This is a genomic window from Photobacterium damselae subsp. damselae (assembly GCF_038086725.1).
Lineage (GTDB): Bacteria > Pseudomonadota > Gammaproteobacteria > Enterobacterales > Vibrionaceae > Photobacterium > Photobacterium damselae.
In genome coordinates this window covers 2457146-2483477 of the sequence record NZ_CP146970.1, presented here as the reverse complement: position 1 = coordinate 2483477, position 26332 = coordinate 2457146, and the positions used below count along the sequence as shown (strand labels likewise).

The 26332-nt window shown below is 40.2% G+C and carries 22 protein-coding genes and 6 tRNA genes; 16 read left to right on the top strand and 12 right to left on the bottom strand.

The window, feature by feature from the left end; all coding sequences use genetic code 11:
• Positions 1-534 precede the first annotated feature (534 nt).
• Positions 535-2283: a 30S ribosomal protein S12 methylthiotransferase accessory factor YcaO gene (ycaO, locus tag WAX86_RS11025; RefSeq protein WP_341488818.1), complete on the bottom strand. Its 1749-nt coding sequence runs from the start codon at positions 2281-2283 to the stop codon at positions 535-537.
• A 241-nt stretch (positions 2284-2524) separates the two neighbouring features.
• Positions 2525-3331 (bottom strand): exodeoxyribonuclease III, encoded by an 807-nt coding sequence (xthA, locus tag WAX86_RS11020; RefSeq protein WP_065171646.1) that lies wholly within the window; start codon positions 3329-3331, stop codon positions 2525-2527.
• 463 nt (positions 3332-3794) lie between these two features.
• Between xthA and WAX86_RS11015 the strand changes: the two genes are divergently transcribed.
• Positions 3795-4043 carry a GlsB/YeaQ/YmgE family stress response membrane protein gene (locus tag WAX86_RS11015; protein WP_044174852.1) on the top strand — a complete coding sequence of 83 codons (249 nt, stop codon included), beginning with the start codon at positions 3795-3797 and terminating at the stop codon, positions 4041-4043.
• 163 nt (positions 4044-4206) lie between these two features.
• Here WAX86_RS11015 and WAX86_RS11010 read toward each other — a convergent pair whose 3' ends face one another.
• The 7 genes from WAX86_RS11010 to WAX86_RS10980 all read right to left on the bottom strand — a co-directional run bounded on the left by WAX86_RS11010 (position 4207) and on the right by WAX86_RS10980 (position 7002).
• On the bottom strand, positions 4207-5859 hold the full coding sequence (locus WAX86_RS11010; RefSeq protein ID WP_341488817.1) for a response regulator: 1653 nt from the start codon (positions 5857-5859) through the stop codon (positions 4207-4209).
• 153 nt (positions 5860-6012) lie between these two features.
• A tRNA-Tyr gene (locus WAX86_RS11005) sits at positions 6013-6097 on the bottom strand.
• A 96-nt stretch (positions 6098-6193) separates the two neighbouring features.
• A tRNA-Tyr gene (locus tag WAX86_RS11000) sits at positions 6194-6278 on the bottom strand.
• Between the two features lie 96 nt (positions 6279-6374).
• Positions 6375-6459, bottom strand: a tRNA-Tyr gene (locus WAX86_RS10995).
• 96 nt (positions 6460-6555) lie between these two features.
• Positions 6556-6640 (bottom strand) — tRNA-Tyr (locus WAX86_RS10990).
• A gap of 96 nt (positions 6641-6736) precedes the next feature.
• Positions 6737-6821, bottom strand: a tRNA-Tyr gene (locus tag WAX86_RS10985).
• A gap of 96 nt (positions 6822-6917) precedes the next feature.
• A tRNA-Tyr gene (locus tag WAX86_RS10980) sits at positions 6918-7002 on the bottom strand.
• A gap of 553 nt (positions 7003-7555) precedes the next feature.
• Here WAX86_RS10980 and WAX86_RS10975 point away from each other — a divergent pair.
• Positions 7556-8665 carry an efflux RND transporter periplasmic adaptor subunit gene (locus tag WAX86_RS10975; RefSeq protein ID WP_341488816.1) on the top strand — a complete coding sequence of 370 codons (1110 nt, stop codon included), beginning with the start codon at positions 7556-7558 and terminating at the stop codon, positions 8663-8665.
• A complete protein-coding gene (locus WAX86_RS10970) occupies positions 8665-11787 on the top strand; it encodes a multidrug efflux RND transporter permease subunit (RefSeq protein ID WP_005298141.1) in 3123 nt (1040 codons plus the stop codon). Before WAX86_RS10975 ends, WAX86_RS10970 begins: the two co-directional genes overlap by 1 nt.
• A 164-nt stretch (positions 11788-11951) precedes the next feature.
• Here WAX86_RS10970 and WAX86_RS10965 read toward each other — a convergent pair whose 3' ends face one another.
• Positions 11952-12557: a porin family protein gene (locus WAX86_RS10965; protein ID WP_341488815.1), complete on the bottom strand. Its 606-nt coding sequence runs from the start codon at positions 12555-12557 to the stop codon at positions 11952-11954.
• A gap of 170 nt (positions 12558-12727) precedes the next feature.
• Here WAX86_RS10965 and WAX86_RS10960 point away from each other — a divergent pair, with 170 nt between their 5' ends.
• The 9 genes from WAX86_RS10960 (at position 12728) to WAX86_RS10920 (ending at position 21709) form a co-directional block, all read left to right on the top strand.
• The gene (locus tag WAX86_RS10960; protein ID WP_005298143.1) at positions 12728-13036 is read left to right on the top strand and encodes a PTS fructose transporter subunit IIB; all 309 of its coding nucleotides are present in this window, start codon (positions 12728-12730) and stop codon (positions 13034-13036) included.
• A gap of 20 nt (positions 13037-13056) precedes the next feature.
• Positions 13057-13863 carry a PTS sugar transporter subunit IIA gene (locus WAX86_RS10955; RefSeq protein WP_341488814.1) on the top strand — a complete coding sequence of 269 codons (807 nt, stop codon included), beginning with the start codon at positions 13057-13059 and terminating at the stop codon, positions 13861-13863.
• Positions 13860-14702, top strand: coding sequence for an AraC family transcriptional regulator (locus WAX86_RS10950; protein ID WP_044174867.1), 843 nt, complete (start codon positions 13860-13862; stop codon positions 14700-14702). Before WAX86_RS10955 ends, WAX86_RS10950 begins: the two co-directional genes overlap by 4 nt.
• A gap of 251 nt (positions 14703-14953) precedes the next feature.
• Complete coding sequence (locus WAX86_RS10945) at positions 14954-15439, top strand: hypothetical protein (RefSeq protein WP_341488813.1); 486 nt, start codon at positions 14954-14956, stop codon at positions 15437-15439.
• Positions 15421-16407 carry a phosphoethanolamine transferase gene (locus tag WAX86_RS10940; protein WP_341488812.1) on the top strand — a complete coding sequence of 329 codons (987 nt, stop codon included), beginning with the start codon at positions 15421-15423 and terminating at the stop codon, positions 16405-16407. The genes WAX86_RS10945 and WAX86_RS10940 overlap by 19 nt, the downstream gene beginning before the upstream one ends.
• Before the next feature lie 361 nt (positions 16408-16768).
• On the top strand, positions 16769-17968 hold the full coding sequence (manA, locus tag WAX86_RS10935) for a mannose-6-phosphate isomerase, class I (protein ID WP_341488811.1): 1200 nt from the start codon (positions 16769-16771) through the stop codon (positions 17966-17968).
• 220 nt (positions 17969-18188) lie between these two features.
• Positions 18189-19025, top strand: coding sequence for a phospholipase A (locus WAX86_RS10930; protein ID WP_341488810.1), 837 nt, complete (start codon positions 18189-18191; stop codon positions 19023-19025).
• Entirely contained in the window at positions 18982-19425 is a 444-nt protein-coding gene (locus WAX86_RS10925; RefSeq protein WP_341488809.1) for a hypothetical protein, read from the top strand. Before WAX86_RS10930 ends, WAX86_RS10925 begins: the two co-directional genes overlap by 44 nt.
• Before the next feature lie 379 nt (positions 19426-19804).
• Complete coding sequence (locus WAX86_RS10920; protein WP_341488808.1) at positions 19805-21709, top strand: fructose-specific PTS transporter subunit EIIC; 1905 nt, start codon at positions 19805-19807, stop codon at positions 21707-21709.
• A gap of 106 nt (positions 21710-21815) precedes the next feature.
• On the opposite strand, the gene WAX86_RS10915 is transcribed toward WAX86_RS10920, so the two are convergent.
• Positions 21816-22001, bottom strand: coding sequence for a hypothetical protein (locus WAX86_RS10915; RefSeq protein ID WP_341488807.1), 186 nt, complete (start codon positions 21999-22001; stop codon positions 21816-21818).
• Positions 22002-22066: 65 nt separating this feature from the next.
• On the opposite strand from WAX86_RS10915, the gene aroC reads away from it, so the two are divergent.
• Positions 22067-23155 carry a chorismate synthase gene (gene aroC / locus WAX86_RS10910; protein WP_106262073.1) on the top strand — a complete coding sequence of 363 codons (1089 nt, stop codon included), beginning with the start codon at positions 22067-22069 and terminating at the stop codon, positions 23153-23155.
• Between the two features lie 138 nt (positions 23156-23293).
• Here the strand turns inward: aroC and WAX86_RS10905 are convergent, their stop codons facing one another.
• A complete protein-coding gene (locus tag WAX86_RS10905; RefSeq protein WP_005298157.1) occupies positions 23294-23929 on the bottom strand; it encodes a trimeric intracellular cation channel family protein in 636 nt (211 codons plus the stop codon).
• A 429-nt stretch (positions 23930-24358) separates the two neighbouring features.
• Between WAX86_RS10905 and WAX86_RS10900 the strand changes: the two genes are divergently transcribed.
• The 3 genes from WAX86_RS10900 to WAX86_RS10890 all read left to right on the top strand — a co-directional run bounded on the left by WAX86_RS10900 (position 24359) and on the right by WAX86_RS10890 (position 26319).
• On the top strand, positions 24359-24910 hold the full coding sequence (locus WAX86_RS10900) for an elongation factor P hydroxylase (RefSeq protein WP_341488806.1): 552 nt from the start codon (positions 24359-24361) through the stop codon (positions 24908-24910).
• Between the two features lie 21 nt (positions 24911-24931).
• Positions 24932-25201: a YfcL family protein gene (locus WAX86_RS10895; RefSeq protein ID WP_341488805.1), complete on the top strand. Its 270-nt coding sequence runs from the start codon at positions 24932-24934 to the stop codon at positions 25199-25201.
• A gap of 83 nt (positions 25202-25284) precedes the next feature.
• The gene (locus tag WAX86_RS10890; RefSeq protein ID WP_341488804.1) at positions 25285-26319 is read left to right on the top strand and encodes a Wzz/FepE/Etk N-terminal domain-containing protein; all 1035 of its coding nucleotides are present in this window, start codon (positions 25285-25287) and stop codon (positions 26317-26319) included.
• Positions 26320-26332 lie beyond the last annotated feature (13 nt).

The window sequence follows — 26332 nt, the reverse complement described above, 5'->3', positions numbered from 1 at the left end:
TGCAGGTTTTGAAAAGTAATACAAATCTAACTTTATGATATATAAGGATATAATTTTTTTGATAAAACACAAAAATTTTTTAATGTAATTAAATTTCACAAAAATGGAATGAAAGTGTGACATTGTTCAAATGTGTTATTTATCAATTGATTAGCGTGATTTATTAACAGTTTTTAACGTATGCTGGTTGATTAAATATTCATGTAAAAAAAATAATTGTTGCAAAATGTTTGGGTGGAAAAGAAAGGATTGGGTTAATTTTGCTTTATAGGACAGGGGGAGGGGCGAGGGAAAGAAGGAAAAGAGAGGGGGATAGGAAGAGCGGGAAAAGAGGGAAGAGAAGGTTTTGGGGGAGATGAGGAATAGCGGGAAAAGAGGGAAGAGAAGGTTTGGGGGATGAGGAAGAGCAGGGAAAGAAGGAAGATAAGGTTTGGGGGAGATGAGGAAGAGCGGGAAGAGAAGGTTTGGGGAAGATGAAGAATAGCAAAAAGCTTGATCCCAGAAGATATGGGATCAAACTTTAGTACTAAGAATTTAGTTTTTCTTAGCGGCTTGTAGCTTCTGGTAAGAGGCTAATAGCTTTTGGTGTGCAGAGAATTGACTCATAGATAGATCGCCTGCGGTTAAACCGTAGAAACGAACTGTACCTTCAATCGAGCCCCATGCTGCTGCTACGGTATCTGTACCAAATTGACGTTCAAACGCATGCTTATATTGCGCAGGATCTCGTTCTTCATCTAGGGCTAATTTTAAGCTTGCTACTAAACAACGGAAGAAACGAGCACGCTCTTTGCTATAAGTTGAAACGTTATAGTCAACACACCAACTCGCGTGCTCTAGTGCTAATTCAAGATCGCCACCGGCTAGTGCGAGTAGACATTTTAGCTCACCAATACGCAATGTTTGCCATGCTGAATCTGCGTCAGGAACCAGACCAATGATTTCGTATAAACGGTTGAAATCATCAAAGCCTTCTTCTTCTAAGATAGAGTACATCTCAGCGTATTGTTCACTGTCCCACTCAACGCTAGGAAGAGCAAGGAAGGTCTCACGAAGCTCCATTGCCACATTGTTGTTTGCTTCAATTAACTCTTCTACTGGGTAAATTTCAGACCAGCCAGGTACGATGATGCGACAGCAATCAACACCTAAATGGTTATAGTCAGAAATATAAACATCGGTACCTTCTTGATGGAACATACTAAGCAGACGAGTAAACTCTTGTTCTGTTGTGCCGGAAAAATCCCAGTGAACAAACTCAAAGTCAGCTTCTTGCTTAAACAGATCCCAAGAGATCAAACCTGAAGAATCAATAAAATGAGTTTCTAGGTTGTGATGATCACCCACTTCTTCATCATCAAAAGAAGGCTCTGGGAAAACGTCCAGATCTTTTAAGCCACGGCCCTGTAGCAACTCAGTTACGGTACGTTCGAAAGAAACCTCAAAGCTTGGGTGAGCACCAAATGAAGCAAAACAGGTATTGTTATCTTGGTTCATCAATACCACACAGATCACTGGGTACTGGCCACCAAGAGATGCATCAAAACAGAAGATAGGGAAACCTTCTGCTTCTAGACAATCGATAGACTCTTTAATGCTTGGGTACTGAGCAATCACTTCTGCCGGGATCTCTGGCAAACTAATGCGTTCAGCAATAATACGATTCTTTACAGCGCGCTCAAAAATTTCTGACATGCCTTGAACGCGAGTTTCCATTTTGGTATTACCCGCAGACATACCATTTGAAACATACAAGTTACCGATAATGTTCATCGGAATATAAACGGTTTCATTATCACTTTGGCGTTCAAACGGTAGGCAACAAACACCACGCTCCATATTGCCAGACTGAAGATCAACCAGATCTGTGCCTAATAGCTCCATGGTCGGATCGTAGAACTGAGTTAAGCGCTCATCCAAAATCCCTTCTGGTGGTAGATTCTCTTCAAAATCAATTGGGAACCATTTTTCGTTTGGATAGTGAACAAATTCACTGTTCGCAATATCCTGACCTAAGTAGTAGTCAGCATAAAAGTAGTTTGTTGATAGACGCTCAAAATATTCACCTAGCGCAGAAGCTAAAGCCGCTTTTTTAGTCGCGCCCTTGCCGTTGGTGAAATTCATTGGAGCATCAACATCACGAATATGTACCGACCATACGTTTGGAACCGGGTTTAACCATGAAGCTTCTTCAATATTAAAGCCTAGATTTTTCAGTTGAGTTTGGAAGCGCTCAATCGACTCTTCTAAGGCTGCATCTTTACCTGGAATAAATGTTTTCATGTCTGTCTCAATGATAGGGACTAATTGTTATTAGCGTGCTAGAGCAAAGTATACTTGAACTGATTTAAGATGCGAGAAGATCTCACTTTGCTGAGCAAGCCATTTAGTTGAAGCTCGCAGCTGGAAGTTACTTGGGTATATGAGAATATGCGGAGTCAAATAAAGCCCTGTCGTCTTTTATCGCAAGAGGGCTTTATCGTATCGCAAGAGGGCTTTATCGGTATGTAAGAGTAATGCGGTATTAATTAAACGTTGACCAAATTGGCGCATGATCAGACGGTTTTTCAATGCCTCTTAATTCGTAGTCAATGCCAGATTCAATACAGCGCTCAGCAAGAGATGGTGTCGCTAAAATTACATCGATACGCAGGCCACGGTTATCATCAAAGCCTTTTGAACGGTAATCAAACCAAGAGTATTGATCATCAACAGCAGGGTGCAGTTGGCGGAAGGTATCGATAAAACCCCAATCCAGTAACGTTTTTAGCCATTGACGCTCAATAGGTTGGAATGAACATTTACCGGTTTTTAACCAACGTTTGGCATTGTTATCACCAATACCGATATCAAGATCAATCGGGCTAATATTAATATCACCCATAACGATCAACTCTTCGTCATTGTTGTGATACGTATTGAGATAAGTCATGAGATCGGCATAGAATTTTTCTTTGGCAGGGAACTTGGTTTCGTGATTGATGTTATCACCTTGAGGGAAGTATCCGTTCATAATGGTGATTTTCTTGCCATTTTCCTGCTCAAATGTCGCCATGATCATTCGACGTTGGGCATCGTCATCATCGGTTGGAAAGCCTTTTTTTACTTCGATAGGCTCTTGTTTACAAAGCAGTGCAACCCCGTAGTGTGCTTTTTGGCCGTGGTGATAAACTTTGTAGCCCATCGCTTCAACGTCAGCGAGAGGAAAGGCTTCATCATGGACTTTAATTTCTTGTAAACCAATCACATCAGGTTGATGCTTTTCGATTAGAGCTTGCAGTTGGTGAAGGCGAGCACGAAGACCGTTAATGTTAAACGAAATAACTTTCATTATGTTATCCATTGTTGTTCTGATTTTGTTTCATGCTAACACAGAACGAATGGGATTAAACCCCAGTATTCTTAGGTGATAAAGAGATGAGGAAAATTATGAGCAACGTTTTATTTTTAAGCGAAATTTAATTGCTCAGTGTTTTATATTGTGAATTTTAGATTTATTCAACGGTGTTTTAAATGAAATTAAACATAAGTTAAAACAGTGTCTTACGTTTATTTTTGGCTGATTTTCCCTTATGCTATTTATCTGTCTAAATAAAACTACATAAAAAACAATCCAGTTCTCTTGCCCTGTCAGAATTCCGCCACTAAGCTAGACTTATAAATAACGACACAAGCTTATATTTCGATGTCTCTTTGTTGGGAGTTAGCTCTTTTATGTTCTGTAAATTATACAGAATCACAGGGCCAAGAAATAAAGCAAATCAGTGTAAATAAAGATATGGAGAGAAGTTAAGATGGGTATTATTTCATGGATCATTCTAGGTCTTATTGCTGGTGCTCTAGCTAAGTGGTTAATGCCAGGTCAAGACGGTGGCGGCTGGATTGCAACTATGGGTCTAGGTATTGCTGGTGCCTTTGCTGGTGGTTGGTTAGGTTCATTTATCGGTTTAGGTAATGCAACAGGTGTTAACATCCCAAGTATTGTGACAGCAACTCTTGGCGCATTTGTATTGCTATTTATCTACAATCGTTTTATTCGTTAATTCGATTGCTTGAGTAACCCGTTATGATTAAAGGTGTTGCAGCTTTTATTGTGAGTGGGTTTTAGCTAAGTAAGAGTCCCCAGTCGATTTGATCGAGTAAGTCTCAATATTATTAAACCTCCAGTCGTAATGTGGTAGTGACGACTGGAGGTTTTTTATTGGTTTAGTTTTGCTCTAACTGGGGAATTGCTACATACGATTTATGATCTTGGAGAGGGTCTGACTCGTACTCAAATTCTGGCGCGATCAAATTAAACTGATTGAGAACATGTTCACGTCTTGTATGAAGTACAGTTGGTAGCGGCATAGCACTAATTGCCTTAATACTACTGGTTACCGCATAGTGGTTATTAAAATAGCCAAGTTGATATAAGCACTCCAAATGGCCTAAATGCACTTCTGTAGCAACAGGATACTGCTCTAATAATTTATGATAAACCAAGAGTGCTTGCTGAGGTTGGGAAAGTTGAAGCTCACGGGCACTCTGTAATTGTTGTTCTAAATAAGCAAACGCATCCATTGCTGATTTAAGTTCTGTAGTCTTTTCTTTATCTAATAGACTGAGTTTTTCTATGATGGCTTGATAGAGGTAGTTTTCTCCAAAGAGCAATAGTAGAGGCAGCATATCGAGAATAATCTCATCAGGTAGTTTATCCATTTGGTTGAGATAAGCCCCTAACCCCACCAGTAAACGTCTTTTCCCTTTTAATTTGGTCTGAACCTCAATTTCTAATCGTACCAATAAAATATTGCCTAGTGCTCGTAAGAGTGGCGTTTGTCCGTCTGGTAGACGATTGCTTGCCAGAAGAAACAGTGCTTTCATTACAATTTTATGCTGTAGTGCTTGGTGACGATTTGGTGTGGTAAAGAAATGGGCTTCAAAAAGATCAGAATAACGCTTAACAATAGCTAGCCACTCATGCCCCCAAACAGGCAGGTAATGGACTAAGGTTTTTCCCGTTTGCCAATAAAGAGGAAAATCTTGAGTTTTAATCGCAAGATCGGCCACAACTAGTGCACGCGCTGATACTGCGGGTGTTAACTTAAGGACTTTTTGTGCCCAGATTAATGCTGATTGCCACTGTTCTTGTTGGCAGTAGATTTCAATCAATAGATCATACGCTTCACCATACAAGGGAACTTTTTCTATTAATTGGGTCAGTAGAGTTTCTGCTTGGTCTATTTCGTTATGGTATAGAGCAAGTTTGGCTTTATAAATAATGAGCTGATGTTGTTGGCTATGTTTAAGATGCTCTAAAATAATTTCAACTGAACTCCACAGTTGTTGACTCACCAGAAGATCCAATAAGAGAATATTTAACTTATTACTAAAGCCATATTTCAGCATTTGTTCTTTGCAACGTTGAATGGCTAATTCGTTATTGTGCTGTATTAGTGCATCAAAAATGGGTTGGCGTTGTTGTTTCTCTTTAAGTAAGACACTCAATTTTTGTTCAAGAATATTTAAAGAGAGAGGTTTAACTAAGAAGCCATCTGGATTAAGCGTCATCGCGGTTAGGATGGTTTCGCTGGAATTATCGCCAGAAATAAATAGAAGGCTACAAGCAGGAGAGAGGTAATGCTTCTTTTTAAGTAGTGAGACTAAATCAACACCGCTGATTTTATGATTAAGGTGATAATCTACACACAATAATTCATATTTATTATGGCGAGCCAAATAGATGGCATCTTCGGCGCTACTTGCGATATCAACTAGACTGAATCCCAGTTTGATAAAGAGACTTTTTAGCATCAATGCCGAAGAGGATTGATCATCAATCAGTAAGATTTTTAGTTTTGATCTATCCAGCGTCATCCTAACACCTAACTACTTTTATATTATCCATATACAACTAAGGTAATATTAGTCGAATTTATTTATTCTATCGAATTGATTTCAAACAAATTGGTTTACAAACATAAGATATGAAAAAAGCCAGCTGCAAAAAAGCAACTGGCTTAAATAGGATGGTGGTGGGGGAAGGATTCGAACCTTCGAAGGCGGAGCCGGCAGATTTACAGTCTGCTCCCTTTGGCCACTCGGGAACCCCACCACGGGGTTCGCAATACTCGTAATAACGAATAAAACAAATTGTTTGGCTTATTAGCCAGAAAACACGTTTATCAACTAAACCTATTTTCAAAAGAGATGGTGGTGGGGGAAGGATTCGAACCTTCGAAGGCGGAGCCGGCAGATTTACAGTCTGCTCCCTTTGGCCACTCGGGAACCCCACCACGGGGTTCGCAATACTCGTAATAACGAATAAAACAAATTGTTTGGCTTATTAGCCAGAAAACACGTTTACTAACTAAACCTATTTTCAAAAGAGATGGTGGTGGGGGAAGGATTCGAACCTTCGAAGGCGGAGCCGGCAGATTTACAGTCTGCTCCCTTTGGCCACTCGGGAACCCCACCACGGGGTTCGCAATACTCGTAATAACGAATAAAACAAATTGTTTGGCTTATTAGCCAGAAAACACGTTTATCAACTAAACCTATTTTCAAAAGAGATGGTGGTGGGGGAAGGATTCGAACCTTCGAAGGCGGAGCCGGCAGATTTACAGTCTGCTCCCTTTGGCCACTCGGGAACCCCACCACGGGGTTCGCAATACTCGTAATAACGAATAAAACAAATTGTTTGGCTTATTAGCCAGAAAACACGTTTACTAACTAAACCTATTTTCAAAAGAGATGGTGGTGGGGGAAGGATTCGAACCTTCGAAGGCGGAGCCGGCAGATTTACAGTCTGCTCCCTTTGGCCACTCGGGAACCCCACCACGGGGTTCGCAATACTCGTAATAACGAATAAAACAAATTGTTTGGCTTATTAGCCAGAAAACACGTTTATCAACTAAACCTATTTTCAAAAGAGATGGTGGTGGGGGAAGGATTCGAACCTTCGAAGGCGGAGCCGGCAGATTTACAGTCTGCTCCCTTTGGCCACTCGGGAACCCCACCACTGGGATTGCTTACTTACGTAGCCACACTCGTTAAGTGCGGGGCGGATAATAACAAACATTTCAGAGCTGTAAACCCTTTTTATTAGAAATATTGTGTGCTTGCTGTATTTTTCGGCATATAGGGAGAGAAAGGAGCGGAGAATGGGGGATGGCGGGGAAAAGAAGGAGGAGAAGGGGAAGCAGGGGAAAATAGGGAAGAGCAGGAAAAGAAGAAGGAAGAGCTGGAAGAGAGGGAAAGGAAGGCTCTAGGGAAAGTAGGAATAGAGGGTGGTAGTAAATAGGTTCAAGGAGGAGCAGGAAAAGAAAGAGAAACGGGGAAAAGAGGGAAGAGAAGGGGAATAGAGGGGGAAGAGCAGGAAAAGAAGGGTAACTAGGAACAGCAGGATCTAGGTTCTAGGAAGATCAAGGGCAAAAGCTTGGCAGCAGAAAATATGGGATCAAAATTTTAGCCCTAGCACCTAAATTTACATTTCTTTACTCCTTTTAGTGAATAACCTTACAAACGCATCCGTTATCATTGCGTTAGATTTTTACTGATGGTTCTAAAAATAATGAAAAAAATGGCAGTTGCGGTAATCGTATCAGCAGCATTAGCAGGCGGTTACTTCTATTTTCAAGGTACATCCCATGCGGCGCATAAGCCAGCACCATCTAGCCGAGTGATTTCAGTAACAACTGGTACTGTCGGCTCGCATTCTATTGCCCAATCTCTTTCTCTTATTGGCAAATTACAGGCAGAACAGGCAGTTACTATCGCATCCGAAGTGGCGGCAAAGGTTAAAAGTATTGAAGTTAAGCCTAATACCCGGGTACAAAAAGGCGCTCTTTTACTGCAGTTAGAAGATGATAAAGCTCGTGCCGCTTATAACGAGGCTTTAGCGTATCGTAATGATGAAAGCCGTAAACTAAACGATTTTAAACGCCTGATCTCTCGTGGTGCGATTACCCAAACAGAGCTTGAAGCACAAACTGCTAGTGTCAATATCGCTGAGGCTCGATTGCAAGCAGCGAAAGCCCATCTCTCTGATCTCTCTATTCGAGCACCATTTAATGGCACTGTGGGTCTGTACGATTTCAGTATTGGTCATATGGTGCCGATGGGCGGTGAACTGTTTTCTTTTGATGATCTGTCTTCGATGCGATTAGACATTCAAGTGCCTGAGCAGTACTTGGCATCACTACAGCCAGGAATGAAAGTAAATGCGAAAAGCCAAGCGTGGCCTGATCGCACTTTTTCTGGCACCGTTCAAACTATAGATTCTCGTGTTCAAGCAGACTCTTTGAATGTCAAAGTACGAGTCACTTTTAATAATAGTGATAACGCACTAAAACCAGGCATGTTATTAGCCGCTGACATGGGCTTTATGCCACATAAAGAAGCTCTGATCCCAGTTCAAGCTTTAGAATATTCGGGTACTAAACGTTATGTCTATGTGGTAGATGAAAACAATATAGCCCATCGTACTCAAGTTGAACTTGGCGCTCGTGTTGATAATGAAGTGGTGATCAAATCGGGTGTCAATATTGGCGAAAAGATTGTTGTGCAAGGTTTAGTGAACATGCGAGATGGCATGAAAGTAAAAGATCTTACTGCACATAATAGTAGTGGCGCTGTGATTAACCCCTCAAGTAAAGCCCTAAGTTCTGGAGTAACAAGCTAATGTGGTTATCGGATGTTTCGGTAAAGCGCCCTGTTGTTGCTGTGGTGCTCAGCCTTTTGCTCTGCGTATTTGGTGTTGTCTCTTTTTCTAAACTTGCTGTTCGTGAAATGCCAGATATTGAAAGCCCTGTTGTTACCGTAATGACAACTTATGAGGGGACATCGGCAACGGTCATGGAAAGCCAAGTTACCACACCGATTGAAGATGAACTGTCTGGGATCAGCGGGATCGATAATATAACGTCGATCACTCGAAATGGTATGTCACGAATTACCATTGAATTTGATATGGATTGGGATCTTACCGAAGGGGTAAGTGATGTGCGTGATGCGGTTGCGCGTGCTCAACGTCGTCTGCCCGATGATGCTAACGATCCTATTGTGTCAAAAGATAATGGTTCAGGTGAACCTGCGCTTTATATCAATCTATCCTCATCGGAGATGGATCGAACTCAACTTACCGATTATGCCCAACGTGTACTTGAAGATCGTTTTAGTTTGATCAATGGCGTGAGCTCCGTCAGTTTGTCGGGCGGCCTGTATAAAGTGATGTATGTTAAGCTCAAACCAGAACTGATGGCAGGGCGTGGCGTCACCACTCAAGATATTGTGAATGCCCTAAAAGATGAAAACGTAGAGTTACCCGGTGGTGAAGTTCGTAACGATCAAACGGTTATGTCGGTACGCACGGCTCGTCTGTATCGTAATGCCGATGATTTTAAGTATTTAGTGGTTCGAACCGCAGCCGATGGTACTCCTGTCTATTTAAAAGATATTGCCGATGTGGCCGTTGGTGCTGAAAATGAAAACTCGACTTTTAAAAGCAATGGTGTGGTCAATCTCAGCTTAGGGATTGTGACTATGTCAGATGCTAACCCACTTAATGTTGCTAAAGATGTGCGCATGGAAGTGGAGCGCATGCAGAAGTTTCTACCGCAAGGGACGCAGTTGACTCTTGATTATGATGCTACTGTCTTTATTGAACGCTCTATTGGTGAAGTTTACAGCACGCTCTTTGTCACAGGGGCATTAGTTGTGTTGGTGTTGTACATCTTTATTGGTCAAGCTCGTGCCACACTAATTCCAGCAATTACGGTACCGGTTTCTCTGGTTTCTGCTTTTATTGCCGCTTACTTTTTCGGTTTTTCTATCAACCTATTAACCTTGATGGCTCTGATTCTTGCCATTGGTTTGGTGGTCGATGATGCCATTGTGGTGGTCGAAAATATATTTCACCATTTACAGCGTGGTGAATCGCCGTTACTCGCCGCTTATAAAGGTACGCGAGAAGTCGGCTTTGCGGTTGTCGCAACCACGGCGGTTTTGGTGATGGTGTTTTTACCGATCTCATTTATGGAAGGCATGGTAGGGCGACTGTTTACCGAGTTTTCTGTTTTGTTGGCAATGTCGGTGATCTTCTCTTCATTGATAGCATTAACCTTAACGCCAGTCATGGGGGCAAAACTATTAAAAGCCAATGTTAAACCGACTCGTTTTAATCAATGGATCAATCGTCAATTTGATAAGTTAGAACGAGGCTATCGCGCCATTGTGACTGTTGCGGTGAAAAAACGTTTTATGGCGCCAATTGTCGTGATCGCTTGTGTGTTGGCATCAGTTGGGTTGATGAAAGTCATTCCAGCACAGTTGGCACCGCAAGAAGACCGAGGCGTACTGTTTGCTTTTGTTAAAGGAGCGGAAGGCACCAGTTATAACCGTATGATTGGCAATATGGATGAAGTTGAACGTCGTCTATTGCCGATGCTGGGTCAAGGCGTGCTTAAGTCAGTCAGTATTCAATCTCCAGCTTTTGGTGGTCGAGCAGGCGATCAGACTGGTTTTGTGATTATGCAGCTAGAAGATTGGAACGACCGTACGGTTTCTGCGCAACAAGCTCTTGGTATGATCAGTAAAGCGTTAGCTGGGATCCCAGATGTAATGGTGCGTCCTATGATGCCCGGTTTCCGCGGTGGCTCGTCAGAACCAGTACAATTTGTCTTAGGTGGTTCTGACTACACCGAGTTATTCCAGTGGGCCCAGCAGTTGCAAACTCTAGCGGAAGATAGCCCTATGATGGAAGGTGTGGATCTTGATTATGCTGAGACGACTCCCGAGCTGGTGGTTAACATTGATCGTCAACGTGCCGCTGAGTTAGGTATTCCAGTTGCTGAGATTGCCAAAACATTGGAGGTGATGTTAGGAGGTCGCAGCGAAACGACATTTGTCGAACGCGGTGAAGAGTACGATGTTTATTTACGTGGTGACGAAAATAGCTTTAACAGTTCTGCCGATCTCAGTCAGATCTATTTAAGGGCGAAAAATGGCCAATTGGTCACACTAGATACGGTAGCAAAAGTAGAAGAAGTGGCTTCTGCACAAAAGCTGAGCCATAACCAGAAGCAGAAATCGATCACGTTAAAAGCCAATCTTTCTGAAGGTTATACTTTAGGTGAAGCGTTAGATTTTCTTGATCAGCAGTCGATTGAGTTATTACCAAAAGATATCACCATTGATTACGCGGGTGAGTCAAAAGATTTTCGTGAAAACCAAAGCAGTATCATGATGGTATTTGGTTTGGCTTTGCTGGTGGCCTACTTGGTATTGGCGGCACAGTTTGAAAGCTTTGTTAACCCATTAGTGGTGATGCTCACGGTACCAATGGGGATCTTTGGTGGTTTAGCCGGACTTTGGATTATGGGGCAAGGGCTTAATATCTATAGTCAAATTGGTATGATCATGTTGATCGGTATGGTGACGAAAAACGGTATTCTGATTGTTGAGTTTGCTAACCAACTTCGTGATAAAGGCACCGAATTTGAACAAGCCATTATTGATGCATCGGTTCGACGTTTACGTCCAATTTTAATGACGGCCTTTACAACTTTATTTGGTGCACTACCTCTGATTTTATCGACTGGCGCTGGCTCTGAAAGTCGAATCGCTGTTGGTACTGTGGTGTTCTTTGGTATGGCTTTTGCGACTTTGGTAACGCTGCTTGTGATACCAGCTATGTACCGTTTACTGTCAGCGAAAACAAAATCACCAGGTTATGTGGAAGCACAGCTAGAGAAAGAGTTGGAACAAGAGTATTTAGGTCGAATGAGCCAAGGTAATCTGGATTAGTTTAGGACGAGTAGGGAAAAGAGGGAAGATAGGGGAAAAGAGGGAGAAAGGGAAAAGAAGGTAGATAGGGGAAAGAAGGGAGATAAGGATATCTCAAATAACATGCCGTAGAGTCAATTTGTGACTCTACGGCATGTTTGATAAGGTCTAGCACTTATTTTGGATTAAAAACGGTATCCAGCAGAGAATTGGAAACCATCAAAGTTATCACCTTTAATATCGTTACCGAAATTATGATCAAACTGGGTATATAAGTATTCTGCTCGAAGCATAAATTGATGATTAAGATTCCATTGAATACCCGCTCCAGCACCTAGAGCAACATCTGTTTTATCTTCATTATGTCCTAATATTTTAAGCTCCGACATTAAAACACTAGCTGATAAACGGGCATATAATTTCAAGCCAGTGTTAGCAATTTCACCTGTGGAAGGTAATACCGAGAAACCGATTTCATTGCCTGATAATTTAACTAAGCCAGAAAAGTAATCGGTAGATGCGTAGCGATAAAAACCTTCCATTGCAAGGTAAGGGTTAATATCCATTCCCATACCTAATGAAAAATCAGGCTTTTTATCTTCCTTAGTAAAACTATTACCCATATGTTTTAACTTAGGCGCATAAGTTCCCGCGGCTAGATAAGCGTAATAATGAGGGTGACCATCCGTATTAAGGGCAAAAGGGGTTAAATTAACATCAGCGGTTTGTGCCAGAGTGGGGATTGAAAAAAGAGTAATAAAAGAGCCAATTGAAAGTAGTGTTTTGTTCATTCTGTATTCTTATATGGAATTTAATGTGTGAGTCGCAAAGTTTATACCCGTGAGGATTATATTCAATTGGTTTGTATTAGTTTTGTTGAGTATTGTGAGATAAGAGAACGTCTCGCCACTCGCCATCATTCCTGCTACCATCAGGCAAAAATAACAATGGAATCAGTGAAATGAAAATTGTTGCTGTAACCGCGTGCCCAACTGGTATTGCCCACACTTACATGGCTGCGGATGCTCTTAATAAGACAGCCCATGCGATGGGAATTCAAATTCAAGTTGAAACGCAAGGAGCGATGGGGATTGAAAATCAACTCTCTCTACAAGATATCGCCCGTGCCGATGTGGTATTAATTGCTTCGGATATTGAAGTTGAGCATCGCGCTCGTTTTACTGGCAGCAAAATTCATTGTGTGACCATCGAAGAAGTATTAGTTGATGCTAAAGCCGTTCTTGAACGTTGCCTTGAGCTCTGTGCGTAATCGGGTCTAAAGGATTTCTTGTGGCGATCTCTCAACACATCTTATTTTATTGTGGTGAAGGGGGATTGCCTCTTTATCAACTTAATCGTCTAAAAAAACTGGCTGATTATTTTCGTTCATCCATGAGTTTAGTGAACGTTACCCTCCATAAGAGCGCCAATATAGATCAACCTCTCCGCGTATTGGCTCTTGCAACTAAACCTCAAGATCTCTGTTTATTTCATATTGAAGGATTAGATGCCGAATTGGCTCATCGAGTCGTACTTAACTTTCTTGCTGAATATCAGCATCCGTTTTTTGCCAAACAGAGAACCACAGAGCAAGCGTTCGATATTGTTGAAGACAAACGTCAACAATATTGTGATTGGTTACATTTTGATGATAATCAGATGATCAAAGCCAATTTTAATACCCACCCGCCAACCAAAACGGCAGTGCTAGAAACTCTGGCGCAGACAATCGCATTGGATAATAGGCAAATGGGCCCACCAGCGATAACTCAAGCGTTTCAAAATCGAGAGCAGATTTCAGCAACAGTGATGAATCATCATATTGCCTTGCCTCATATTATGAATGAACAGATTGAGCAACCAAGTCTTGCTGTGTATCTTTCTAATTTGCCCATTGATTGGCACAGCCCCCGAGGTCCGGTCTCACTTATTATTGCATTAGCTCTGCCTAAACCCGCTATACGAGAGATGATTATGCCTTTTGCTCAATTTTCTAAATCGCTATTAGAGAGTACTTATTGCCAAGGGCTGTTGAGTGTGACAGATACTGTTGAGTTTAGGGCTATGATTGTTGAGGGGATGAGCACAAGAACATGAATACAACGTTTCACAATGTTATTGATTCTATTTTAACTGAACGTGAGAGTTTTAACCGTATCTGGTTTGCCAGTGATTTAAATACACCGCCACAGTTTAGTTATCAGGTAAATTTTCCCCGCTTGGAGTTGGTGCTAAAAGGGGAGTATGTCAATGAGCTTGATGATGGTGAGCACGGCATACATCAAGTTAAATTGATGGCCGGCGATGCGCTTTATATTCCGCCTAACTGCTGGAACAAACCGAACTGGGATACCGAATGCTCTGTGCTCAGCCTTTTATTTGGTAAGCGTCAGTTAGGATTTAGTCTAGTCAGTAAACTTAAAGACACACCTAAGTTTTATGATGTCCAAAAGCATTCTATTCATGCTTGGACAGGCCATGCGATTGATCCTATGTTGCAAGCTCTGAATATGTTGGCTAAAGAGCCGGTTCAAGCTCCAATGGATGAGCATCTGTTATTGGCTTTACTCAGTTACAGTCAGCAGATGCTAAAAGCGCCTATCCATAGCGACAGTAAAAATCGGGTTGAAGATCTCTATCAAGGGATCTGTATTTATATTCAAGAGAACTTTCATCGTCCTATTACGCGAGAAACCATCGCCAATCGCTTTAATGTATCTCCCAATCATCTCTCGCGTATTTTTCGTCAACAGGGCCATATGCGCTTGGCCGATTACATCAGTTGGGTGCGGATTGAACGAGCCAAATTTATGTTAAAAAAATACCCTTTTCGCCTAACCGAAGTTGCGACGCGCTGTGGCTTTCAAGATGTGAATTATTTTTGTCGGGTGTTTAAAACTAAAACGGGTAGAACGCCTTCGGAGTATAGGGGATAGTAATAATTATGATTTAAAATTATTAGTAAATTATTTCTTTTTTGTTTTTATATGTTAATTACCAATAAGTGGAAAAGACATTTTTAACTATACGAATATTACCACTGGAGTAGTTTCATATGCAGGTGTATAATAAAAGCTATATGTATCAACTTTTATATTAAATTATGCTTGAATATCTTAAGAACTTTATTAAAAAATCTATAAAAGTATTGGCACCATTGATATTTATTTTTTTGTGTTCATATCTCATGTATAAAGGAAGTGGAGCTAATATTAATAATAAAAATATTATTATTATGACTATTTTTTTAGTATTTCTTAGCTCTTCAAGAAAATCTTTCTTTTTTATTGTGATTCCTTTTGTTTTATTGTTTTTCATATATGCTCCAATAGGTCTAACATTTGGAGAAATTAGTTATAAATATATAGCATCTGTCTTTTCTACAGATGTGGTTGAAGCAAATGAATTTATATCTCAAATACCGATAGTAAATTGGTTTTATGCGATTTTAATACCAATATCATTATGTATTTTTAGATACTTATCTAAAAAGTATAATATTAATTATTTAAAGAATAAAACATTTATTATTATTTCAATATTAGTTATTACTTATAATCAGTCGCCATTCTACTTTATAAAAAAAGTATATTCATCTACAACAGATGTTGTTAGTGAGTTAAAGAAATTAAATGAATATAAAGTCCATAATGCTTGGGGGAATCTACCCTAAATGATAAATCAAAATATAATACTTACGTATTAGTTATTGGTGAAAGTGTTCGACGAGATTATATGGGGGTTTATGGTTATCCGATTAATAATACACCTTTTTTAAGCAAAGTAAACGGTGTTGTTATCAATGGCTTAGAGTCAGCAGGTACAAATACTGTTGCATCTTTGCGGTTGATGCTAACTCAAGGTAATATTAACAAATGGACGCCAGAGTATAATTATAATATTATCGATTTGGCCAAATCAGCAGGATATAAGACATATTGGTTATCAAATCAGGGATATACCGGAACTTATGATACACCTGTTACTGCAATTGCTAAGCAAAGTGACAATCGTTATTTTTTAAAATTAGGAGCATATAATTCGAGTAATACAAGCGATTATGCATTGCTTCCAGAAATAAAAACAACAATATCTAATAAAATTAAGAAGAAATTAATTGTCATTCATTTATATGGGTCACACCCATCTGCTTGTGATCGAATAACGGATTTTGATAAAATTATTACCGTGAAAGATAAAAAGTATAAGTATTTATCATGCTATGTTAATAGTATTGCAAAGACTGATGACTTTTTATCTCAAGTTTATTCTATGCTGGAAGATGAGTATCAGAAAAATAAAAATGATACATTTTCAATGATATATTTTTCAGATCATGGATTAAGCCATCGATTAGTTGATGGACAAATATTATTTAATAATAATAAAGTTAGTAAGTATCATTTTGACGTACCATTAATAAAAATGTCTAGTGATGACTATCAACATGATGAGTATAATGTATCGAAATCAGGTGCTTTTTTTACCGATGGTTTAGCTAGTTGGCTTGGTATTAATAATGAAAAAATATCAAATCGATATGATTTATTTTCAAATGAAAGTGATAAAGAAATAAGTCATTATCGTGTTAAATTGGATGAATACAAAAATGATCCTGCGATAAATATAGATAATTTATAGAAACTCTTAATCATAGCTATAGCATCTGGTTATTAGATGCTATAGTTACCTTTAATAATTTAAGTATGTTTACAAGATATAAAACATTATAAGAGTCTAATCTAGACAACTAGAATGTCTTCTACATTATCTATTGAAGTATTGATCTGCGTGATGTCTTCGATATCGAGTATTACCCCTAAAACAAAAGGGATGTTTTTTACTATTTAAGCCTTAAATCTCCAGTGATGGCTTTCACGCTTCTTTGCAATTTGATGATTTTCACAATTAAAGGATGATCTTCACCTTGCAGTCATGTTAAAAACTCTGCAGTGAAATTGCTTAGCGGTCATCGCTATTAAGAACAATAAGGCATAGAACAATGACGAACTCTACCAACACTGTATTTTTTAAAATGCATAATGTAATCCAAGATTATGCATGGGGAAGTGTGACTTCAGTTAACCAGCTTTTTGGTATCGAAAATCCAGAAAATAAACCTCAAGCTGAAATTTGGATGGGAGCGCATGCCAATGGCTGCTCACAGATTGAAGTAAATGGTCAAGACACACGTTTATCTGATTTTATTGCTACAAATCCAGACGCCATTTTAGGTGCAACAACCCAAGCTCAGTTTGGTGAGTTACCGTATCTATTTAAGGTGTTAGCGGCTGAAAAAGCACTATCAATTCAAGTACACCCAAATAAAGCACAAGCCGAAATGGGTTTTGCAAAAGAAGAAGAGATGGGTATAGCTCGTAATGCGGCAAATCGTAACTACAAAGATCCTAACCATAAGCCAGAGTTAGTGTTTGCGTTAACGCCGTACCAAGCAATGAATGGTTTCCGCGAAATTACAGACATTGTAGCTAACTTTAAGCAACTTGATATTGCTGAGTTACACTCATTAGTGAGTCAGTTTGAAACTAATCAAACAGAAGCGGGTCTTGAGCAATTTTTCACTGAGATGTTATCGCTTGATGGTGAGCAAAAAGAGCAAGCAGTAGAAGCTCTTATCGCTTACAGCAAGCAGCACCAAGACGATGAATTTTTTGCCTTGTTAGTGGATCTTTCTGAGCAATATCCAGGTGATATCGGTCTATTTGCCCCGCTGATGTTGAATGTATTAACACTCAACCCTGGTGAAGCTATGTTCCTTGATGCGTGTACTCCGCATGCTTACATCAAAGGTACTGGCCTTGAAATCATGGCAAACTCAGACAATGTGCTACGTGCTGGTTTAACACCTAAATATATGGATGTACCAGAATTAGTGGCAAATACCATTTTCCGTACTATGCCATTTGATTCATTACTACTTGCGGCTAATGAAGCTGAAGGTGGTCTGCATTACCCAATTCCTGTGCCTGATTTTAAGTTCAGTGTTTATAAGCAAGCAACAGGTACTGATATTTCTGTGAGTAGTGCAGAAATCTTATTCGCGGTTGATGCGCCACTAACTGTAACTCATGCTAATGGTCAAACAATGACTATCAACAAAGGTGAATCTCTGTTTGTTCCAGCTTATGCGCAAGCGTATCAAGCAAGCTGTAATGGTGTTTTTGCCCGAGCATATAACTAAGGTTTTATTATTCTAGCGTTGATATAACAGCTAGATATAACAATGTACGAGTAGTGAGGCTGAGAAGAAGGGATATAATTTCTCGCTACTCGCTACTCGCTACTCGCTACTCGATTTATAAATATATTCGCCAAAATCATTCCTATGAGTAATAATTAGCACAATATCTAACCTAAATTTATACCAATAGTGCTAAAATACTATGAATAGAAATGTTCTAATGACCAGTGGAATGTTACTGGCAGCTGTCTGTTACATGTCTCATGCTCACGCCGATGAACTCGCTTCTCCTGTCAATAACCCTTTAGATTACAGCAGTAATAATTCACTACTGTTAGAGCAGTACAAAGACAACTTTATCCTTCCTGTTTACTACACTTCAAACCCTAATAAGTCTGAATATTCGCCAGAGATTCCAGGTGGTGATCATTTTAGTAATACCAAGGTCAACTTTCAGATAAGCTTGAAATATAAGATGTTTTCAAACTTACTGACTGATAATGACGCTATGTATATTGCTTATACTCAGCGCTCTAATTGGCAAGCTTATGTCTCTTCTGCTTATTTCCAAGATAACGAGTATGAACCGTCTCTATTTTGGAGTTTTCCTGCCAAATTAGCCGAAACATCTGACTGGCAATATGCGGGTACAACGTTTGGTTTTGTTCATCAATCTAATGGTCGTGGTGGTAATGATGAGCGAAGCTGGAACCGTGCTTTTGCCGATGTAAGTTTTAAAAATGATCAATTTACATTAAGCGTAAAACCTTGGCTGCGTTTGGATATGGGTGGGCGAGATTACAATCCCAATATTGAAAATTATCTTGGTAATGGCCGCATTAGTCTAAATTGGATGCCAACTAAAGAACACTCATTAACTTTCACAGTACGTAATGCGCTTGAAAGTGGTTTCTCGCGTAGCTATGAAAAACTAACATGGAACTTCCCCATCTATAAGCGCTTACGTGGATATATGCTAGTTGAAAGCGGGTATGGTTTATCGATCTCTGATTATGATCATTATGATAATGGGGTTGGTATGGGTATTGCGTTTTAGGAAGAGCTGGGGAAGAGCAGGGAAAGAGCGGGAAAAAAGGGATTTGGGGAAGAGCAGAGAAAGAGCGGGAAAAAAGGGAGTTGGGGAGGAGCAGGGAAAGAGCGGGAAAAAAGGGAGTTGGGGAAGAGCAGAGAAAGAGCGGGGAAAAAAGGGAGTTGGGGAGGTGCAGGGAAAGAGCGGGGAACAAGGGAGTTGGGGAAGAGCAGGGAAAGAGCGGGAAAAAAAGGGATTTGGGGAAGAGCAGAGAAAGAGCGGGAAAAAAGGGAGTTGGGGAGGTGCAGGGAAAAGCAGGAAAAAAAGGGAGTTGGGGAGGAGCAGAGAAAGAGCGGGGAAAAAAGGAGTTGGGAAAGATTTGGGGAAAGAAGGGCAGATACACAGAATTATTTACAGGGGCCATTAAGCTGCTACTATTTTCCTTCTCTTCCTTCTCTTCCTTCTCCTCTTCCCCAAATCCGTGACCCCCATCACTCAAAACCTCTATTCTCTTGTATCTTTAGAGCCTTTTTTCTATAGCATGAAAATAATTGAATGATAAATGCACTATTGATAAAAGAGTCTGTATAAGCTGTGTTTTGTTTTTATCTATATGATTTATAGTGGTTTATGTGAATAATATGCTTTGTGTTACTTATCGAGCTTGCAATGAGAAATGGATCACACAAGAGTTAGTGTGATACAAATTTCCAGTTAAAGCCTCTTTTCTGCACTACTTATTCCGTTGATAAAATCCGACAATATTCCCAAGCGCAATAGCGGACAAAAATAACAGGGGATTGGATATGATAACCACCTTAATCAACGAGAAACTGATAAATCTCGACCTACAAGCGACCACTAAAGATCAAGTTTTTGCTGAGATGGCAGAGATGCTGACTCAACAAGGTAAAGTGGCAGACAAAGAACAATTTATTGCCGATATCTATGCTCGCGAAGAGTTAGGTAATACCGGCTTTGAAGAAGGGGTTGCACTGCCTCACGCAAAAAGTGCCGCAGTAGCATCGCCTGCAGTTGCCATTGGTGTGAGTCGCCAAGGTATTGAGTACGGTGCAGAAGACGGTTTGCCATCAAAACTCTTTTTCATGATCGCCTCTCCTGATGGTGGCGCAAATCACCACATTGAAGTATTAGCTGAGCTTTCTTCTAAATTGATTGAAGACGGTTTTATTGATGCTTTCTTAGCGGCAAATACACCTGAAGAAGCACTAAATCTTCTATTAGCTGATAAAAAAGAAGTGGTTGCCGTTGAGCAAAATAAAGGCTTAATCATTGGTGTGACAGGTTGTCCTGCCGGCGTTGCTCACACTTATTTGGCGGCTGAAGCGCTAGAAAAAGCAGGTGCTGAGTTAGGCTACGAAGTAAAAGTGGAAACTAACGGTTCCATCGGGGTGAAAAACTCACCAACAGCCGAAGAAATTGCCCGTGCAGAAGCGATTGTTGTTAGCTGTGATAAACAAGTTGATATGGCTCGTTTTGCTGGTAAAAAGCTGATTAAAACTGGTGTTAAAGCGCCAATCAAAGATGGTAAAGGTGTTATTCAACAAGCATTAGTTGCAAAACCGTTTGAAGCTGATGGTGATGACACATCAGATTCAAGCGAGAGTAAAGTCGCACAAACACGCTCAAATCTTTATCGTTACTTGATGAATGGCGTATCTCACATGATCCCATTTGTGGTAACCGGTGGTCTGTTGATCGCGCTTTCTCTGGCTATTGGTGGTCAACCAACCGATGCTGGTATGCAGATCCCAGCAGGTAGTATGTGGCAGAAAGTACTGGATGTGGGTGTGGTAGCCTTCCAGTTGATGATTCCAATTCTGGCAGGTTATATCGCATTTGCCATTGGTGATCGTCCTGCGTTAGCTCCTGGTTTTATCGGTGGTTGGATTGCAAACACGGGTTCATTTTACGATGCAAGTGCTGGTACGGGCTTTATCGGTGCCATTGTTGCTGGTCTGTTGGTCGGTTACTTTGTTCGCTGGGTCGCAACGCGTAATTATCACAAAATGGTACAGCCGTTAGTGCCTATTTTGATTGCCCCAATTACGGGTACTCTGTTTATTGCTGGTCTATTTATCTTTGTTATTGGTGCGCCAATTGCGAGCTTGATGGATAACATGAACGCAATGCTAACTGAGATGAGTACTGGTAACGTTGTGCTACTGGGCATCGTTCTTGGTGGTATGGCTGGCTTTGATATGGGTGGTCCATTTAACAAGGTCGCGTTCCTATTCTCTGTTGGTATGATTGCAAGTGGTCAAACGCAATTTATGGGTGCAATGGCATGTGCAATTCCAGTTGCTCCTTTGGGTATGGGTATCGCAACCGTTATTGGTCGTAAGCTAAATATCTTTGAAGATTCTGAAATTGAAGCGGGTAAAGCAGCAGGTGCTATGGGTCTTGTTGGTATCTCTGAAGGTGCTATCCCATTTGCCGCGCAAGATCCTCTATCTGTTATTCCTGCGAACGTTATCGGTAGTATGGTTGCTGCGGTTATGGCATTCTCATTCGGTATCACCAACAGCGTAGCACACGGTGGTCCAGTGGTTGCTCTATTAGGTGCGATGAACAAACCTGTTCTTGCTCTAATCTGTATGGCAACTGGCGCAGTTGTAACAGCATTGGTTGCGGTCTCTCTTAAGAAATACCGTAAAGCAAAAGCTGAGCGTGAGTTAGCTGCTGCATAATGATTTAATGGGGGAAGAGAAGGGGAAGAGCGGTAAAAAAGGGATTTAGGGAAGGGAAAGAGCAGGAAAAAAGGGATTTGGGGAGAAGCAGGGGAAAGACAGGCAGTTACACAGAATTATTTACAAGGTCTTTATTTACAGGATCCATTAAGCTGTTATTCTCTTCCTTCTCTTCCTTCTCTTCCTTCTCTTCCTTCTCTTCCTTCTCTTCCTTCTCTTCCTTCTCTTCCTTCTTTTCCTTTTCCTTTTCTTCCTTCTCCTCCCTAAAACCCCCTTGCCTTTTCCCCTTCATCTTTGCACTATAGATAACGACCAAATCAAAAATGCAGAAAGCAGACGACAATTACAGGGGAAGTCATGGCAGGCAATACAATTGGACAAGTTTTTCGAGTCACCACCTTCGGTGAAAGTCATGGAGTTGCACTTGGATGTATCATTGATGGCTGTCCTCCAGGCTTAGAACTCACCGAATCTGATATGCAGCATGACCTAGATCGTCGTCGTCCGGGAACATCAAAATATACCACCCAGCGTCGTGAAGCTGATGAAGTTAAAATTCTCTCAGGTGTGTTTGAGGGCAAAACCACAGGAACTTCAATTGGTTTATTGATCGAAAATACCGACCAGCGCTCTAAAGACTATTCAAATATTCAAGACCTATTTCGACCAGGCCATGCCGATTACACCTATCATCAAAAGTATGGCATTCGCGATTATCGTGGTGGCGGTCGTTCTTCTGCGCGTGAAACTGCAATGCGTGTTGCAGCAGGAGCAGTAGCAAAGAAATACTTAAAACAGGTGCATGGTATTGAAGTACGTGCTTATCTCTCACAAATGGGGGATGTCTCAATTGATAAAGTTGATTGGCAGCAAATTGAGCAAAATGCTTTTTTCTGTCCTGATGTCGATAAAGTAGACGCTTTTGATGAGCTGATCCGCCAATTGAAAAAAGAAGGCGATTCCATTGGAGCCAAGCTTACTGTAGTGGCAAAAAACGTACCTGTGGGGTTAGGTGAGCCTGTTTTTGACCGTTTAGATGCAGATATTGCTCACTCATTAATGAGCATCAACGCAGTAAAAGGGGTTGAAATTGGTGATGGTTTTGATGTGGTTGAACAGCGTGGTAGTGAACACCGCGATGAGATGACACCTCAAGGGTTTAAGACCAATCATGCTGGCGGTGTTTTAGGGGGAATTTCTTCCGGTCAAGATATTGTGGCGCACATTGCCCTTAAACCGACCTCAAGCATTACCGTACCGGGTGAGACAATCACGAAACAAGGCGAAAGCGCTGAGGTGATCACCAAAGGTCGTCATGATCCTTGTGTAGGTATTCGAGCAGTACCGATTGCCGAGGCGATGTTAGCCATTACTTTGATGGATCATCTACTGCGTCATCGAGCACAGAACTTTGGAGTAGTGACGGAGACGCCGGAGATTAACTAGCTTACGAGATTACGAGATTAAGAGATTTCGGGTTGGCGAGTTTCGAGAAAGAATATATTGACATCAAACTAAGTATGTCGAAAATCTCGCTACTCGCTACTCGCTACTCGCTACTCGCTACTCGCTACTCGCTACTCGCTACTCGCTACTCGCTACTCGCTCACTCTCATCCTCAAAACTAAATACAGGAAGAGACCAACTATACTGAACCGCAGCCATACGCATGGTGAAACCGACAACCAAGGTAACAATGATCGTTAAATCTTGATCAATACCAAAATGCAGCATTGCCCAATAGATAACGCCAGCAATAAGAGAAACCGAAGCGTAAAGCTCTTTGTGAAGGACCATTGGTTGGCGACGACAAATCAAATCACGCAGCATCCCGCCAAAAACACCGGTTACAACCGCAGCGACCACACAAATAATCGCAGGTAATCCCATATTCATCGCCACACGGCAACCGATAATGCTAAACACTATCAAACCGATAGCATCTAAAATAATAAACAGTTTATGAAAACGAACGACCCATTTTGCCATTACGGTTGTTAATAAGCCGGCCAAACAGGTGATGACTAAATATTGAGGATGTGCAACCCAACCTAAAGGGTAGTGGCCAAGTAAAATATCACGCACAGAGCCACCGCCAATCGCTGTAGCACTGGCTACTAACATAACACCAAACCAGTCCATGTTACGCTTACCCGCAGCAATAGCACCTGTCATGGCTTCTGCTGTAATACCGATGATGTACAAAATTGATAAAAGCATGAGTTGAGTTAACACCAAGGTTAGTTTTAAGTCCTGCTTTTATTCTATTTGTGAAGAAAATCGACATCTAATGAAATAGTTAGGCTTTATGCATGAATTTGATTCATGGGTGATAAAGAGCGAGGGAAAAGCGGTTTTTAGGAAAAAAGGGAAAAGCTAGAGCAGAGATTCGGTTTAGGTGAAATATTGGGGATGCGAGAGGACGAGATAGTGAGAGGACGAGATAGTGAGAAGATGAGAAGGGGGTTTTTAGGAAAAAAGGGAAAAGCTAGAGCAGATATTAGTTTTAGGCAAAATCTAGAGAAGAGGCTCTTGACGTATTTTTGACATCTATAGCACATACTTACATGTTGATATGTCGATAGATAAGTAAAATATCTGTATAATCCATCGATTAAACGAATAAAAAGATATAAGTAAAGTTGTAACATGCAGCACGATTACCATGATTTGATTAGACTTTTTAATCAAACTTTTTTAAACAGTCTCAACACTGAATTACTACTTGGTGGTGACGAACCCATCTATCTTCCTGCCAATGAAGAGAGAGAACATCACCAAATTATTTTTGCTCGTGGCTATTTCGCATCAGCAATGCATGAACTAGCACATTGGTGTATTGCAGGCCCTGAGCGACGCTTACTTGAAGATTATGGTTATTGGTATGAACCGGATGGGCGTACTGAGCAGATTCAAGCGGAATTTGAAAAAGTAGAAGTTAAACCTCAGGCCGTTGAGTGGATTCTATCAGCAAGTTGCGGTTTTCCCTTTCAAGTAAGCTGCGACAACTTAAGCGGACGTTTTGAGCCTGATAGAGTAGCATTCACCTTAAAAGTGCGTGAACAAGTGGATGCTTACTTACAGCATGGCATGCCAGAGCGCGCTAAAATACTATCAGATATCTTTCGAGAGTTTTACAACGTTGCACCTTTGACGTTGGTAGATTTTCCAGAGCCAAAGCGCCTAGAAGCGTATGCATAGATAAGTTTAGGAAAAGAATTAATGACTATTCAAGAGTTTGAAGAAAAGTTGTTACAATATATTGATGATTCTATCGATACCGCAACTGATGATGAGTTGTTTGCTGGTGGCTATCTTCGTGGGCATATCTCGCTTGCAGCGGCTGAGTGTGAGTCGCATGGCTTAACCTCGGTAAATGATATATTAATTAAAATTTCTAGCAGTATTGAAAGTGCTAAATCTGAACTGAATCCATCAGATTATCAATTGATTTGTAATTTTTGGAATAAGTTACAAAGTAGAACTAAGTAATAAAATTTAACAGTTTAACAATTTGCTTTGTGGGTTTATAGCAGATCCCAAGGGCGGTAGCGTAGGAAAAGGTTATATAACATATGAATTCTAATTCTTATCGTGATGTGAATGTTTCAGATGGTGGTGATTTAAGAGAAGTCTTGAACCTAATATGGTCAGGAAAAAAAGAGATCGCAATAACAACGATTATTTTGACACTTGTTGCTTTAATATACTCATTTTATGCAAAACAATGGTGGAGCTCAACAGCTTACATAACAGAAACAAATTATCAAACATTTTCTCCTGTTAGAATAGAGGTTTCTAATCTTGCTGCTGTGTTAGGAGATGAGAAAGATCCTGAATTGGAAAAAATGTTATCACCTTCACATGCTTTGAACTTATTTATTAACGAATTTGATTCTTATGATAATAAAGTAAGTTTTATTGAAAGTAACAATTTAGTTAAAAATATTTTTATTAAAGATAAAATTGAACGTACACAAAAAAATATTGAAGAATGGACTAAATATATAAATGTCAAAAAAATTGATAATGCCAAACAACAATATAAGCTATCATTTTTAGCAAATACAAGTAAAGATAGTTATAAACTACTTACGGATTATATTTCTTATATTCAAGGAATTAGTAATCAAGAAATAACGCATACAATAAAATCTATTATAACTAATTATACTGTTGATTATAATTCAAAGATAGAATTAGCAAAAAATAATGTTGTCAATAAGATTAATTTGGAAAAGGAAAAAACTCAATATGCACTTATGATTGCTAAAGCTGCAGATGTTCGAAAGCCAATTAGTGAACTGAATTCTAATAATCAGATGTTTCCTATTGATATTGGTATAAGCGGTCTAACAGAGCAAGAAAAAGTACTTGGCAATATTAAAAATTATGCTGTTTTTGATCCTAATTTAAAATTAATGCTAAATGCTCTTGATTTATTAAAGAAAATAAAGATTACAAATAATAACCTAGAGCTAATTAAATATAATAAAAAACCATCAGAGCCAGTTAATCGTGAGGCTCCTAAACGATCGTTGATTGTTATCCTTGGAATTTTCTTGGGGTTTGTTTTTGGTAGCACTTTCGTTATCTTTCGAAAGAAATAGTAAGTAGGAATTA